The organism is Phyllobacterium sp. 628 (assembly GCF_014189505.1).
In the GTDB taxonomy this organism is placed as follows: domain Bacteria; phylum Pseudomonadota; class Alphaproteobacteria; order Rhizobiales; family Rhizobiaceae; genus Phyllobacterium.
In genome coordinates, this window is the sequence record NZ_CP050301.1 from 3,668,457 (window position 1) to 3,681,482 (window position 13,026).

Here is a 13,026-nt window from a genome sequence, read left to right on the forward strand (position 1 = left end):
GAAAGGTGGCAGATGTCCGTAGTCAATCGCCTGGTTGTGTTATTGCCAGGCTTTGAACATATGCCGGTGGAAGCTCATCATCGGCGCTTCATGCGCGAAGCGACCAAAACAGCACCTGTCTATGATATGGCGTTGCGGGAAGTGGGCGCGCTCAAAGTTGCATCCGCTGGAGACGCCGTTAGCGTCGGTGAATTCCGGTTGCTGGCAGCAGGAAACAACTGGTCCACGCAAACTGATTTTGTCCTGTACGGTCTTGGCGACATCAATCTCTTTTATGCAGCCCGAAATCCCGTCACTCGTGTTCTGAGCGGGATTCTGGCGCTCATCGACTTCATCATAACCGGCACGTTTTTCCGCTTTGTCACGACAAGCTGGCGCTATGCACTTTTCTTCCTTTATCCGCTGGTCATCATGGCTGCCATTATCGGCCTTGCACTGGGCGCGGGGCGCGTGGTTGAAGAGTTCATTGACGGCGGAACCATCACGCCGCTCGGCGTTTCGATGGCCGCAGGGCTGGCCCTTGTGGTGCTGGCGGCTCGAAAGATGCACTTCCTGCTGCTGATGGACGACTGGACCTTTGCCCGTGACATGGCGCGGGATCGCCGGCCGGATATAACGGCGAAACTCCAATATGTGATCGCCAATGCTGCGACGCGCATAAGCAATGCACCGGCCGATACGGAAATTGTCGTTGCGGCTCACAGCATGGGCGCGATCTGCGCCTTGCAGATTCTGGACAAGGCTCTGCAAACAAACAATGCACGGCGATATGGCCTGCTGACCGTGGGATCGAGCCTGCTCAAGATCGCCTTTCACCCTGCGGCAAATGCCTTGCGCAAAAGCGTCGCAGCCGTAGCGCGCAGTCACACAGTTTGGATTGATGCGCAATCATTGACAGACCCGATGAATTTCTACAAATCGGACCCGGTACGCGATCTGAATATCACCAATGCCGAGCCACCCGTTCTGGTCCGGGTGCGTTTTCGCAATCAACTCTGCGATGAAACCTACAAATCCATTCGCCGGAATTTCTTCCGCGTGCACCGGCAATTCGTCTATGGGGTCGAAAAACGCACTGCCTATTCCTGGCATGCCATTCTCTGCGGCCCGGAATCGTTTATTGACGTTGCCGCTCGAGGCGGTCTTCCCTGCGACAACGCATCCTGTGCCCAAGCGGCACTAAAAGTTCCGGAAATTGCCCCCGTATGATTTCGCTTATCGTCGTTGGAAAGGCCCTGTGGGTCATCTTTGTCGTGTGCTGGTATATGCTGCGCCGTCCATTTGACCGGCGCGCACGACGGGCCAAACTGACCGTCGACCGTCAAAAAGGCGCAGACACGTTACGCCTTGCAGTTTCCTTGATTGGCCTCGGAATTTTACCGGCCGTTTATGTCGCCACAAGCCAGCCGCGTTTTGCTTCCTATCCGGCGCACCCTGTTCTGATTGCTCTTGGCATTCTTACCGGCATCGGAGCGCTTATCCTGTTCCGCCTCACGCATAGGGCGCTTGGCCAGATGTGGTCGGTGTCGTTGCAATTGAAACAGGATCACAAGCTGATCACCACGGGCATTTACAAGCACCTGCGTCACCCGATGTACACCGCCTTCTGGCTCCTGGCATTGACCCAGGCCTTGCTTTTGTCCAATTATATCGCCGGTCTTTCAGGTCTGGTGGGGTTTGGTTTCCTGTTCTTCGCACGGATAGGACCTGAGGAACGTATGATGGAAGAAGCGTTCGGGGGAGAATATCATCAGTATCGCGCCAGGACCTGGCGGGTGCTGCCATTCGTCTATTGAGAGCAAGCCGTTTCAAGCGGCAAAGCCATCACAGGATTGAAAGAGAATAACCTTGCTGAAGAACATTCCCGCCCGCACCCTCAAAGTATTGACCGCATGCACACTCGCAGCGGCACTCGCTGCCTGCCAGTCCACATCCGCATCGAATGTGCCAGTTACAGCCTCAGCCTATACAGCTGAGATCCCGGAATTGACCTGCGCCTCTCACGGTAGCGTCAATGGCTTTCCTGCAAAGCTGACGGCCAACCGCACCAGGCCTGGAGATCCAGCCTATATCGAATTCCGCCAGCGTCTCTCACCCGGCATCCCCAGCGGCCACCTCTTTGCGGTTTTCGGCCGCCTTGACGCCAATGGCAATCCGGTGACGCGTCAGTATAATGGCCTTTTCCCCAAGGGCAGCCTTATCGGGCTGTATGGCGGCGCGCTCATTCCGATGCCTGCCGAGCTGAAGCCAAACTATGCCGATTGCAATTTCGCCACGGGCGCGGCCTACCGCGTTTCTTTGACGGAAGCGCAATATCAACAGCTTCTCAGCAAGGTACGCGCCAATCTGGCCAACCCGCCAAAATGGACAATGTTTGGCTTCAACTGCAATAATTATGCCGCGTCTTTGGGTAAAGTTGCCGGCCTTGTCGAGCCATCCAACAGCGCCCTGCCATCTTTCGCCTATATTTACGCTTACATCGAAGTGAACGGCGACAAGAAGACACCCGCTAAAAAGCCATCCTGACCTCTCGCTTTCGGGCATTTGCTATCCACCCTGTGGACTGCAAATGCCCGTTCATAATTTAGTCCCAATCCGGGCGACATTGGTGCGACGTTCCAGATTTGATCCGCATATCCCACACGCCGTTTTAAACCGGCTGCATTGTTGAATGCGTTGGATTATCCTCATACCCCGATTTCAAGAGACTCCTGCCCAGATGAAAACAGTTTTAACGATGCTTTTGTTGACAGTAGCCATGGTTGGCCCATCCAGAGCCATGGATGCAACGGAAGCGGAAGAACTGAAAGGTTTGAGCCCTGAAACGCGGCTGGAACAGCGCTGCGATCTGGAGGCAATGGAGCGTATCCATCACGATCCGGTCAAACTCGTCCCGGATGAACTGGTTGCCTATGCCTTTCAGGAGCCAAAGATCAACGGCGACAAAATCCAGTCGGCCGGTGCAGCATTCCGCAGCAAGGGTGAATGGTATCACCTCTCCTACACCTGCTCGACATCGCCTGATCACATGACCGTTTTGACGTTTCAATACGCGATTGGGCAAATGGTCCCGCATACGGAATGGTCGCAGCACTTTCTGGTGCCCTGACCCAGCGCAACGGGCAGCATCAAGACTGCCCGGCTTTTCTCATAGATTTTCTTAGTTTCCAGCGGCCGGACGATCCTGCGCAAGCAGCATCTGTCCGATAGCATCAACCGACTTGCTGGTTGGCGCTTCATAGGCCAGCACAGCCTGTTCAGCAGTCTGCGGCACAACTGCGACAGCTTGGCGCTGATTGATATGCGCTGCTGAATAAGCAAGCGTCTGAGCCGGTGGATCGATCGGCAGCGCAATATTGGCCATGGCAATCTGTTGCGGCGCGGCTGCGGGGACGGCCTGAACCTGCGGGATCTGGGCCTGCGCCACAGCAAATGGCTGGTTTGATACACGGCCCGCTGTCGTGGTCGTCATCGTCGGCTGCGCGCTTGCAACCATGATGTTGCCTGCAGCCGCCGGGTTCGTATTTCTCATGCTGGCAATATAGGCATTGGCAATCGCCACACTGGCCTGCTTGGCGCCGAGATCCGGCGTATTGTAGCGGTCACGCTTTTCGTAGAAAGCATTGCCGCCAGCAACAACCGTGTAGTGCATGTTGCGATACGGGAACTTGAGGCCAGCCGTGTGAAAGAACATGGCTTCCTGAACCTTGGGATGACGCTGGCCCTTGAGCACCGCATCAGCAGCCTTCTGCACATCAGGAAGCGCGGCAGACTGCATCGGGCGGGACAGGACGCCGGGAGCAAACTGCCCCTTCTCACCGACCACGCCACAAATCGTATTGGCATATTTTCCGGAATCGAGACGATTCATAACCACAGTACCAACCGCGAGCAAACCATCCTGGCTCGAGCGATTAGATTCAAAGAACATAGCCCGTTCGAGGCATTCCTTGTCCTTGGGGGTATAGGCGTAAGACGACGTCCTTGTCGTATTGCTGCTTGCCAGATTTGCCTTCACCTTACCGGCATGCTGGGCATTCTGTGTTGTACAGCCACTGACGAGGCCAATGGCGGCAATCACACCCACCATTGCGGGGGCTTTCCACTTCCTTGCGCCGATCACGAAGCAATTCTCATCGCTGTTTTTCCTGCTGGTGAAGTTGATCACAGATTGATGTCATTTAGGGCCAAACAATGGCAAATAGAGTTAACAGATGACACTTTTCTATCATCTATTTGAAATTATGACGTTATTTTATCCGTTTCATAAGCGAAAAAATTTCAATAATGGCTAAATTAAGAATTTGTTTACCCTAATTGCTGTAAGCTTTTCGCAATTGGTTCGGCTCGAGAGGCAGACTCATGCCAGCATATTCCGCACGATACGACACCCGCGAAGCACTCATGGAAGCGCTTGTTGAGCTTATGGCGCTCGAAGTTCCCGCTGAAGAATTTGCCCCCGTCCTGTGCACCATCGGACCCGTCGATCTCGACCTGCTTGCCGATTGCATGAGCGACATGGCAAACCTCAATGACAACAGGTCGATAGCCGCCTGACACGTCTTATCATCCTTGTATTTGGGCTGAGAAGCCCGTGAAAATCGCTTGTCCTGTTCACATCCAGCAACTATCTCTCGCTTATGCAATGAGGGATAAGCTGTGACCGTGAAAAAGGATGTACTGCGCCAGACCGATGCAGAGGCCATTCGCCTGGCAAAGACTCTGATCCGCAAAGCCCGGTACGCGGTCATCGCCACACTCGATCCCAATACCGGCGCCCCGATTGCAACGCGGGTCGGTCTTTCCACCGATCATGACGGCACCCCGACTATTCTGGTATCGGCTCTATCCGCCCACACTCCTGCCCTCATCGCCGATCCGCGCTGTTCCATACTGGTCGGCGAAGCTGGCAAAGGCGATCCGCTTGCCCATCCGCGCATCACGGTGTTTGCCAAAGCGCGCAAAATTGCCCGCGATAACGACGAACATGCGCGGATTGAATGGCGCTATCTCTCGCACCAGCCCAAGGCAAGGCTCTACGCCGGCCTTGGTGATTTCAGCTTTTTCCGGCTGGAGCCAACCGGCGCCAGTCTCAATGGCGGGTTTGGTAAAGCCTATCAACTGACAGCGGATGACTTGCTCAGCCTCAGCCCCGTCAACGACGAACTGGCGGGGGCCGAAAAATCCGCTGTCGAACATATGAACAATGATCATGCGAATGCTATTGCGCTTTATGCGCGGTTTTACGCCAAAGCTGCCGATGGAAAATGGCTCATCACAGGCATAGACGCCGAGGGCTTTGATCTTGCCAACGGCGATGAAACCCAGCGTATTTTCTTTGCCGATTCCCTAGGATCGGCCAAAGATATGCATATGGCACTGGTTCGCATGGCAGGCGAAGCACGCGTCGGTTTGGCTGCTGCTGGCGAAGTGGCCTGATAATGGCGACCGGCGAGCAAGCATGGCTGGAAGAACGCGTGATCCGCATCACCGATGCGCACGATCTGCGGCTTGCACCCTATCGCAATGTCCGCGAGCGTGATCTGGTTGGCCGTGAAGGCCGTTTCATCGCCGAAGGCAAGGTTGTGCTTAATGTGCTGCTCGCCAATGCAGCCTTCGCTGTAGAGTCGCTTCTCGTCCTTGAAAACCGGCTTGCAGGACTGACCGAACAAATCCGTCTTTGTCCGGACGACGTGCCTGTTTATTGCGTCTCACGCGAAACCATGGACGCCATTGCCGGCTTTCCCATGCATCGCGGCATTCTGGCGGTTGGCAGTCGCACTGCGCCCCGCTCCGCGGCGCAGCTCATCGAAGCCTTACCGGAACGATCGCTTGCCGTTGTGCTTTGCGGCATATCCAATCACGATAATATGGGATCAATCTTTCGCAATGCTGCTGCTTTTGAAGCCGATTGTATCTTGATGGACGAAACCAGCTGCGATCCGCTTTACCGCAAGGCGATCCGCGTTTCCGTCGGCGCGGCCCTTAAAGTGCCCTATGCGCGGGAAGGCTCAATCGAAGACCTTGTCAGCACGTTGCAGCGGGTAGATTTTGATATTTATGCGCTGAGCCCGGCAGGCACCGAAAGCATCCATGCGGCCCGTCCTGCAGCGCGCACGGCGCTGCTTCTGGGCACCGAAGGCGAAGGCTTGCCCAAAACTTTGATGCAGACATTGCGGACAGTCAGGATTCCCATGTCGAGCACGTTTGACAGCCTGAATGTGGCCACAGCCTCCGGCATTGCCCTGTCACGGTTTAGCCGGTTCTCCGGTATTTGATTCGACTTGGGAAGCTGCACGCTGCAGGGTGCGGATACGGTCTGCCAGACTGACGATAGCCTCGCCATTCTCATCGTAAGCCGCCAATGTATCCTTGCCCGAGACAGCCAGCAGCTTGTTGACGGGCGATGAAGGCCCTTCGAGTTGAGCAACAATGGCAACAACCTGCGACGCAAGCACGTTCATCTCCTCGCGCAACAATTTGCTTTCCTCCGCCTGCACAAGCGCCTGTTTGCCACGCGGCGCATCTGTCGCGGATTGTCCCTGCTTGCGGCCTTCCGCGATGACCTTGCGCAAACGCTCATTGAGCCGTTCGACTTCCTTTTCACGTCGCAAAAGCTTGGCCTCGCTGTCAGAGAGTTGGGATACCAGCGCGTTCAGCCGCGCCTCGGCATTGCCGCCACGGCTCGCTTCCTGCTCCAGCGAATGTCGAAGGGCGTTGAGTTCTGTTTCAACCTTGCGCTTCTGTTCGTCGCTGTCACGTTTGCCTTTACGCGCTTCCTTCAGTTCATCGGAAAGATTCTCGATACGCGTATCCTTGGCAGCCACATCGATCTGCAAACTGTCCGCCTTGGTTGCGGTGCTGTTCAGCCGCCGATGCAAAAGCTCAAGCTCGGCCGCACGCTGGTCGGCGATCTGTTGGGCCCCGCTCAGGTTTTTCCCTGATTTTTCCAATATCTGCTCGCGTTCTGCGAGCGCAGCACGCAATTCTTCGATTGTCCTATCCCGCACACCCATCTCGCCGGTTAGCGAGCGCGCAACACGGTCTTTTTCGCTGAACTCAGCCAGCTGTTTTGCGGCCTTTTCCTTCATGCCTTCCATCGCCATTTCAAGCTTGCGTTCGCTCACCGCATGTTCGGCACGCAAACCATCGCGCTGCGCCTGTATCTCGTTCAGCGTCAGCGGCGTTTCGGCTTCAACACGCCTGCGGGTCAGCAACATTGCGCGACGCCAGACCGGCGGCGCAAAAATCAGCGCCAGCAGCACGGCGCTCAAAAAACCAAGAGCAAAATAAAGTGCGGTCTGGATCACGATGAAAGTCCTGTTGGAGGCTCAATCTGGCACAATGACGGTCGGGCTTCAAACGGCAAAGACGCGGAAAGGCTTCCGCGTCCTATCGTCTGTCAGTAAGGTGAATGGATCAAAACGGATTCCATGTCGCCGACTGGGTGATCTTGAGATAGCCGACATTCACACCGAGACGGGCACCGACACCGGTGCGGATTGGAACAAGCAGCACCTGATTGCGCTTCAACACGTTGAAACCAACACCGGCAAACAGATAGGCTGAACCTGCAACGCCGACAAAACGGCCATAGAGGTTCTGCACATCGTCAAGATTGTAGACAAGCATCATGACGCGCGATCCCTGCCCGCCGAAATCCCAGCCGATGGAAGGTCCCTGCCAGAAGGTTTTGTGATCACCCGCATTCTTTGTATAGAGCGAGCCTTCGCCATAGGTCAGGCCGCCAATGATGGCGCCCGATCCTTCCTCGCCAAGAATGTACCCATTCGGCAAGCCATAGCTTTGGAAAACCTTCTCGACCGCCGTTGCCAGCCCTCCAGAGGTAGACCCGAAGAATCTTTGTCCCGAATTGACGATCTCGTCCATCGTGAACTGGTCCTGGCCCGCACGCGCTATCTGCGGCTGCGCGACAACCAGTGACACCATCGTCAGGACGAGGAGAAAAAAACGGTTCATAGACAAGAATAGAGACGCCATCATAATTCCTTTTGGCTGTTCGCTTCTTTGTCTGACGCCAGGTGCGAATCTTGTGTTCGCTTTACAATTGAAGCACCATTTAAAGGTCTAAACCTTGTATAAAAGTTTATGAATCGATCTTGGCATTTCAAAGGCTTGCCTCAGGCGATAAAAAGATAGGAATTTCAGCACGCAATGGCATTTTTGACGTCGTTCTTGCCGTTCCGGACTGAGCTATGTATCCCAATACCGCAGCAATCGGACTGATTCGGCATGAACATCTGATTCGGAATCAATTCAATGTATCGACCAAAACCACCAGCCAATCCTTAGGAGATTCTCTTATGACATTGCCCGTTATTCTCTCGGCAACGGACCTCGGAGCGCTCCTGAGCAGCCGCATCTGCCACGACATCATTTCACCGGTCGGAGCGATCAACAACGGACTGGAGCTTCTGGAAGAAGGCGGTGCCGACGAAGATGCGATGAACCTGATCAAATCCAGTGCCCGCAGCGCCTCGGCCCGGCTTCAGTTTGCCCGTATCGCTTTTGGCGCTGCCGGTTCGGCTGGTGTGCAGATTGATACCGGCGATGCACAGAATGTCGCCAATGAATATATGAAGGGTGAAAAGGCTGAATTCACCTGGACCGGCAATCGCGTGCTTATGCCCAAGAACAAGGTGAAGCTGCTGCTCAATCTCGTGCTCATCGGCAATGCCGCCCTGCCGCGTGGCGGCACATTGAACGTGACGATGGAAACTCCGGAGACAGAGCCGAAGTTTATCCTTACGTCGCGTGGACCAATGCTGCGTGTTCCGCCCAAATTCCTCGAATTACACAGTGGCAAAACACCGGAAGAGCCAATCGACGCTCACGCTGTGCAGCCTTATTATACGCTGCTGCTCGCGCAGGAAGCCGGCATGACCATTTCCATCCACGCGACACCGGAAGAGATCGTCTTCTCCGCCGCTTGATCTGTTTAAAAATTTACCATCCCGCTTGGTCATTTCTTCATGACCGGCCTGATATTATCCCCCGAGGCAGCTGCATATTGCAGCAATTTCGGGGGATTTGCTTTGCTGCGTTGTATGGTCGTGGACGGATCACCTGTGGTCAGGAAAGTTGCAAAGCGGCTTCTTGCCAGCGACACTGTCGTTGTGACCACCGCTGATACCGGCGTACAAACAGTCTCCGCCTGCAGCGTCGAGATGCCTGATATTATTATCCTCGATTGTGCCCTTGCGGATATGCCCTCGGTGGACATCATCACCCAGATCCGCGCCCTTCCCGGCAGCGAAACGACAAAGATCTACCTTTGTCTCGCGGAAATTGACGTTACCAAGATAATGCGTGCCAAGCGCGCGGGCGCGGCTGGTTATTTGCTGAAACCCTTCAATCGCGAATCCATTTCCGAAATTCTCCCGCAAGCATCACCGGCCGGTGGCGCACTCTAATCTCTGAGAGGGCATTCCCTGCCGATGATTTGCGCGAGAAAGGTCATCACTGTTCGAACATCCGGTGAACGGCCAACATCCGGGTAAGCGGCAAGCCAGACGTCGCGCACAGGCGGCAATTTTTCAACCGGCAGTTTGACCAGTATCGGGTCGTTGTCTCCCATAAAACATGGCATAGCTGCCGCGCCCAACCCTGCGCGCGCCGCTTCTTGCTGCCCAAACAAATCGCTCGCCTGAAAAATGATAGGCCGCCCGGCAAGGATGCTTCGCAACCATACCTGCTGTGCCAGATGATCGAGCGCCGCATCATAAGCGATGAAGGCAAGCGACGCCGGTGGCAGCGCGGCTTGCTCACGCGTGGCATAAAGCCCGAAATGCATGGCGCCAATACGCCTGATCAGCAGTTCCTTCTCCGAAGGTCTCGACATGCGGATGGCAAGATCGGCTTCACTCCGGTCGAGAGCGGCATTTTGTGACGCGCCCGACACGGCGAGTGTTATGCCGGGATGGGCCCGATGAAACTCCACCACATGCGGCGCAATCAGCCGCGCGGCGACAGCCGGTGGTGCACTGATTCGAACCAGCGATGTGGAGGATGCCGCCAGGCCCCGCGCCCGCCGTTCAATGGCATGGGTCACAGCCACCATTTCCACTGCCAGTCCAGCAATGGCGACACCCTCTGGCGTTAACGGCGACCGGCGCGGCAAACGATCAACCAGACGCAGCGAAAGAGATTGCTCCAGTGAAGCCACTCGCCGCCCCACTGTGGCGTGATCAACTCCCAGTTCCCGCGCTGCTGCGGAAAGGGAGCCTGTCCGTGCCAGAACGGAGAAATAGTGTAAATCCTGCCAATCGATCATCTGTGCATTATTGCACATCTAATGCGAGAAAACTCGGAATTTTCTCACCGATACTTATGTGATCCAATGCACGGACAATCATGGAGAAAAGCATGTCATTGATCATAGAAATGACCGGGCCCGGCGGTCCGGAAGTATTACAGCCCCGAAATATCGATGTCCCTGCCCCTGGACCGGATGAAGTGCGCATCCGCCAGACTGTTATCGGCGTCAATTTTGTCGATATCTACTTCCGGTCGGGACTTTACGCTCCGCCAAGCCTGCCTGCCGTGCTTGGGTTCGAAGGCGCAGGCACCGTCAAAGCCGTCGGCAGTAACGTCACCGATCTGAAGCCGGGCGACCGCATAGCCTATATTGGCATGCCATTGGGTGGCTATGCGGAAGTGCGGCTGATTCCCCGATCCCGCCTCATCAAACTGCCGGACACCATCGCCGACCGCGTTGCCGGAAGCACCATGCTGCGCGGACTCACCGCTTATATGCTTCTGCACGAGGTGCGCTCCATCAAAAAGGGTGACTGGATACTGGTGCATGCTGCCGCTGGTGGTGTCGGTCAGTTGGTAACGCGCTGGGCTAAACGGCTCGGTGCAAATGTCATAGGCACCGTTGGTTCCGACGCCAAGATCGCACAGGCAAAAGCTGCAGGTGCGGATGCGGTCCTGCTGCACAAATCACCGGATTGGGCCGATGAAACACGCCGCATTGCCGACGGCAAAGGCGTCCAGCTCGCTATTGATGGCATAGGCGGCGATACTTTCAAGCAGACATTGAAGACCATCCGCCCATTTGGAATTCTAGGTTCTATCGGCCAGTCCGCCAGTGCAGTCCCGCCTATCCTTATTGAAGAGCTCGGCAATATCGCCGTCATGCGCCCCAGTGTCATTGCTTCCGTTAACAACGCAGATTTTTACGAACGCGGTTCAAAGGCTTTGATCGCCGCGCTGCAGGATGGCCTCTCCAACCCTATCGGCACGGAATATGCCCTGAAAGATGCAGCAAAAGCCCATGCCGATCTTGAGGCGGGTAAAACAACCGGAAGTGTGATCCTGACTGTTTAACCCGACAAATTTTCAACCGGAGGTGGCACAACGGCACAATCGTGGCTATCGTGGCTGCGAAACGCTTGCGAAAGACAGATAAAAGGGAGCTTCCATGGGATTGTTCGACTTCTTGAAGAAAAAGAGAATGCCAGCAACCCTTGAAGCCGGAATGGAATCGCAAGCCTCTGATTTTATTGTCGCGTTCAGCGGCAAAGGTTCGCCTATCGACGCAAGCGAGCTTGACTATTCGCCCTCGACAATCGGCTTGGTCGATCAAGTGCTGAATGATTTTTATGAACAGAAGGCCGAACTGCCGGAAGATCTGCATTTTCTGGCTTCGGCCTATGTGTTCGAGGTTGCACGACGGGAATTTGGCGGCCGTTATCTGCGCGGCGATGACGAGAACCCGTTTGTGCTGGTGATCGGCGAACCGGACTGTCAGATCGGTGTAATGATCATGGGCAAAGTAAGCGGACGGGCAATAAACGGTCCGGAAGACAGCCTTTCATTCTTTTACGAAGGCATCGCACCTTTGGTGGCCAAGGGCGTAAGCGCTACTCTCATCTGACAGGCAATTCATGACGATAACCGGAATCGATCACATACAATTGGCCATGCCCGCAGGCGGCGAGCAGGAAGCCCGGCAATTCTATGCGGACTTGCTCGGACTTTCCGAAGTAGAAAAGCCGGTTGCGCTGGCGGCAAGAGGCGGCTGCTGGTTCCAGAACAGCCACATCAAAATCCATCTGGGGGTCGAAGACAGTTTCTCGCCGGCAAAAAAGGCGCACCCGGCGCTGCTGACCGATGACCTTTTCGCTTTGGTAAAGGCTCTGGAAGACGCGGGTTATGAGATCAAAGAAGACTTAGCCCTGCCGGGCTACGATCGCCGTTTCGTCAACGACCCATTCGGCAATCGAATCGAATTGATGCAGCCCAAATGAACAATCGACCGGCAAGCCGCAAATTTGCCGGAAAGCGGGAAACAATCTTTGCTATCATCTCTGTACTTCCCGACAAACAGCGCCCCTAAGACAGGATCACCGGATTTTCCATGAAACCCCTTTCCATTTCGACACTCACCATCTGCGGCATTGATGAATTACCGGCGCAAAGCCAGCGCACTGTTACGCACGTCCTTTCCATCCTTGATCCGAACTGGCCCGAACTTGAAGCGTTTCAAGCCTATGGCGAACACAAGCGGACGACGCTGAATTTTCACGATATTATCAATCCCATCGAAGGTCAGATCTTGCCGCAACAGGAACACGTGGCCAAAATCCTGAGTTTCGGCAAGGATTTAGCCGATTCGAAGACTGAACGGGCCGAAGGACACCTGCTGATCCATTGCCACATGGGCGTTTCGCGCTCGACAGCGGCCATGCTCTCCCTGCTTGCGCAGACTTACCCGGATGAGTCGGAAGACCGCCTGTTCGAACGCCTGCAACAGATCCGCCCGCAAGCCTGGCCGAATTCGCTCATGATCAAATATGCCGATGATCTCTTGGGGCGAAATGGCAAGCTGGTTGATGCATTGCGCCGCCATTATGGCTGGCAGCTCAAGCGGGAGCCGGAATATAACAATTGGATGGCCCGGATTGGCCGCAGCCGTGAGCTGGAAATGGCCGTGTAATTCAGCCGGACAACAAGCAAAAGGCTCCGTCAATGACGGAGCCTTTTTGATTTTTCAGACCG

General features: G+C 55.2%; 16 protein-coding genes and 1 pseudogene. 13 read left to right on the forward strand and 4 right to left on the reverse strand.

Features of this window, described 5'->3' with window-relative positions; translation table 11 throughout:
• Positions 1-12 precede the first annotated feature (12 nt).
• The 4 genes from HB779_RS19630 to HB779_RS19645 all read left to right on the forward strand — a co-directional run bounded on the left by HB779_RS19630 (position 13) and on the right by HB779_RS19645 (position 3,109).
• Positions 13-1,209: a hypothetical protein gene (locus HB779_RS19630; protein ID WP_188343904.1), complete on the forward strand. Its 1,197-nt coding sequence runs from the start codon at positions 13-15 to the stop codon at positions 1,207-1,209.
• A complete protein-coding gene (locus HB779_RS19635) occupies positions 1,206-1,796 on the forward strand; it encodes a protein-S-isoprenylcysteine O-methyltransferase (protein WP_188343905.1) in 591 nt (196 codons plus the stop codon). The genes HB779_RS19630 and HB779_RS19635 overlap by 4 nt, the downstream gene beginning before the upstream one ends.
• A gap of 52 nt (positions 1,797-1,848) precedes the next feature.
• Positions 1,849-2,526 (forward strand): hypothetical protein, encoded by a 678-nt coding sequence (locus HB779_RS19640; RefSeq protein ID WP_188343906.1) that lies wholly within the window; start codon positions 1,849-1,851, stop codon positions 2,524-2,526.
• Between the two features lie 211 nt (positions 2,527-2,737).
• Entirely contained in the window at positions 2,738-3,109 is a 372-nt protein-coding gene (locus HB779_RS19645) for a DUF930 domain-containing protein (RefSeq protein WP_244642427.1), read from the forward strand.
• A 51-nt stretch (positions 3,110-3,160) separates the two neighbouring features.
• Here the strand turns inward: HB779_RS19645 and HB779_RS19650 are convergent, their stop codons facing one another.
• Positions 3,161-4,123, reverse strand: a complete 963-nt coding sequence (locus HB779_RS19650) for a cell wall hydrolase (RefSeq protein ID WP_244642428.1) — start codon at positions 4,121-4,123, stop codon at positions 3,161-3,163.
• A gap of 239 nt (positions 4,124-4,362) precedes the next feature.
• On the opposite strand from HB779_RS19650, the gene HB779_RS19655 reads away from it, so the two are divergent.
• From HB779_RS19655 to HB779_RS19665, 3 genes are all read left to right on the forward strand, one after another.
• Positions 4,363-4,557, forward strand: a complete 195-nt coding sequence (locus tag HB779_RS19655) for a hypothetical protein (protein ID WP_188343908.1) — start codon at positions 4,363-4,365, stop codon at positions 4,555-4,557.
• A gap of 102 nt (positions 4,558-4,659) precedes the next feature.
• Positions 4,660-5,439, forward strand: a complete 780-nt coding sequence (locus HB779_RS19660) for a HugZ family protein (protein WP_188343909.1) — start codon at positions 4,660-4,662, stop codon at positions 5,437-5,439.
• 2 nt (positions 5,440-5,441) lie between these two features.
• Positions 5,442-6,278 carry an RNA methyltransferase gene (locus HB779_RS19665; RefSeq protein ID WP_188343910.1) on the forward strand — a complete coding sequence of 279 codons (837 nt, stop codon included), beginning with the start codon at positions 5,442-5,444 and terminating at the stop codon, positions 6,276-6,278.
• Here the strand turns inward: HB779_RS19665 and HB779_RS19670 are convergent.
• Together HB779_RS19670 and HB779_RS19675 are read right to left on the reverse strand one after the other, a co-directional pair.
• Positions 6,249-7,310 (reverse strand): hypothetical protein, encoded by a 1,062-nt coding sequence (locus HB779_RS19670; RefSeq protein WP_188343911.1) that lies wholly within the window; start codon positions 7,308-7,310, stop codon positions 6,249-6,251. The genes HB779_RS19665 and HB779_RS19670 overlap by 30 nt on opposite strands.
• A 109-nt stretch (positions 7,311-7,419) precedes the next feature.
• Positions 7,420-7,935: pseudogene (locus tag HB779_RS19675) on the reverse strand (DUF1134 domain-containing protein); the annotation flags it as partial.
• A 389-nt stretch (positions 7,936-8,324) separates the two neighbouring features.
• Between HB779_RS19675 and chpT the strand changes: the two are divergent.
• Together chpT and HB779_RS19685 are read left to right on the forward strand one after the other, a co-directional pair.
• Complete coding sequence (chpT, locus tag HB779_RS19680; RefSeq protein WP_188343913.1) at positions 8,325-8,954, forward strand: histidine phosphotransferase ChpT; 630 nt, start codon at positions 8,325-8,327, stop codon at positions 8,952-8,954.
• Positions 8,955-9,056: 102 nt separating this feature from the next.
• On the forward strand, positions 9,057-9,434 hold the full coding sequence (locus tag HB779_RS19685; protein WP_188343914.1) for a response regulator: 378 nt from the start codon (positions 9,057-9,059) through the stop codon (positions 9,432-9,434).
• Here the strand turns inward: HB779_RS19685 and HB779_RS19690 are convergent.
• A complete protein-coding gene (locus HB779_RS19690; protein ID WP_188343915.1) occupies positions 9,431-10,294 on the reverse strand; it encodes a LysR family transcriptional regulator in 864 nt (287 codons plus the stop codon). The two genes, HB779_RS19685 and HB779_RS19690, sit on opposite strands and share 4 nt — an antisense overlap.
• 92 nt (positions 10,295-10,386) lie before the next feature.
• Between HB779_RS19690 and HB779_RS19695 the strand changes: the two genes are divergently transcribed.
• From HB779_RS19695 to HB779_RS19710, 4 genes are all read left to right on the forward strand, one after another.
• Positions 10,387-11,352, forward strand: coding sequence for a quinone oxidoreductase (locus tag HB779_RS19695; protein ID WP_188343916.1), 966 nt, complete (start codon positions 10,387-10,389; stop codon positions 11,350-11,352).
• A gap of 127 nt (positions 11,353-11,479) precedes the next feature.
• The gene (locus tag HB779_RS19700; RefSeq protein WP_188343917.1) at positions 11,480-11,902 is read left to right on the forward strand and encodes a hypothetical protein; all 423 of its coding nucleotides are present in this window, start codon (positions 11,480-11,482) and stop codon (positions 11,900-11,902) included.
• A gap of 10 nt (positions 11,903-11,912) precedes the next feature.
• A complete protein-coding gene (locus HB779_RS19705; protein WP_188343918.1) occupies positions 11,913-12,275 on the forward strand; it encodes a VOC family protein in 363 nt (120 codons plus the stop codon).
• Positions 12,276-12,385: 110 nt separating this feature from the next.
• The gene (locus HB779_RS19710; RefSeq protein WP_188343919.1) at positions 12,386-12,964 is read left to right on the forward strand and encodes a tyrosine phosphatase family protein; all 579 of its coding nucleotides are present in this window, start codon (positions 12,386-12,388) and stop codon (positions 12,962-12,964) included.
• Positions 12,965-13,026: the final 62 nt, after the last annotated feature.

What these genes read in the sequence shown, in the direction of transcription:
- HB779_RS19705 (WP_188343918.1), top strand. Translation starts at nt 11,913, where the DNA reads ATGACGATAACCGGAATCGATCACATACAATTGGCCATGCCCGCAGGC.
- HB779_RS19630 (WP_188343904.1), top strand. Translation starts at nt 13, where the DNA reads ATGTCCGTAGTCAATCGCCTGGTTGTGTTATTGCCAGGCTTTGAACAT.
- chpT (WP_188343913.1), top strand. Translation starts at nt 8,325, where the DNA reads ATGACATTGCCCGTTATTCTCTCGGCAACGGACCTCGGAGCGCTCCTG.
- HB779_RS19645 (WP_244642427.1), top strand. Translation starts at nt 2,738, where the DNA reads ATGCTTTTGTTGACAGTAGCCATGGTTGGCCCATCCAGAGCCATGGAT.
- HB779_RS19655 (WP_188343908.1), top strand. Translation starts at nt 4,363, where the DNA reads ATGCCAGCATATTCCGCACGATACGACACCCGCGAAGCACTCATGGAA.
- HB779_RS19665 (WP_188343910.1), top strand. Translation starts at nt 5,442, where the DNA reads ATGGCGACCGGCGAGCAAGCATGGCTGGAAGAACGCGTGATCCGCATC.
- HB779_RS19710 (WP_188343919.1), top strand. Translation starts at nt 12,386, where the DNA reads ATGAAACCCCTTTCCATTTCGACACTCACCATCTGCGGCATTGATGAA.
- HB779_RS19700 (WP_188343917.1), top strand. Translation starts at nt 11,480, where the DNA reads ATGCCAGCAACCCTTGAAGCCGGAATGGAATCGCAAGCCTCTGATTTT.
- HB779_RS19690 (WP_188343915.1), bottom strand. Translation starts at nt 10,294, where the DNA reads ATGATCGATTGGCAGGATTTACACTATTTCTCCGTTCTGGCACGGACA.
- HB779_RS19695 (WP_188343916.1), top strand. Translation starts at nt 10,387, where the DNA reads ATGTCATTGATCATAGAAATGACCGGGCCCGGCGGTCCGGAAGTATTA.
- HB779_RS19635 (WP_188343905.1), top strand. Translation starts at nt 1,206, where the DNA reads ATGATTTCGCTTATCGTCGTTGGAAAGGCCCTGTGGGTCATCTTTGTC.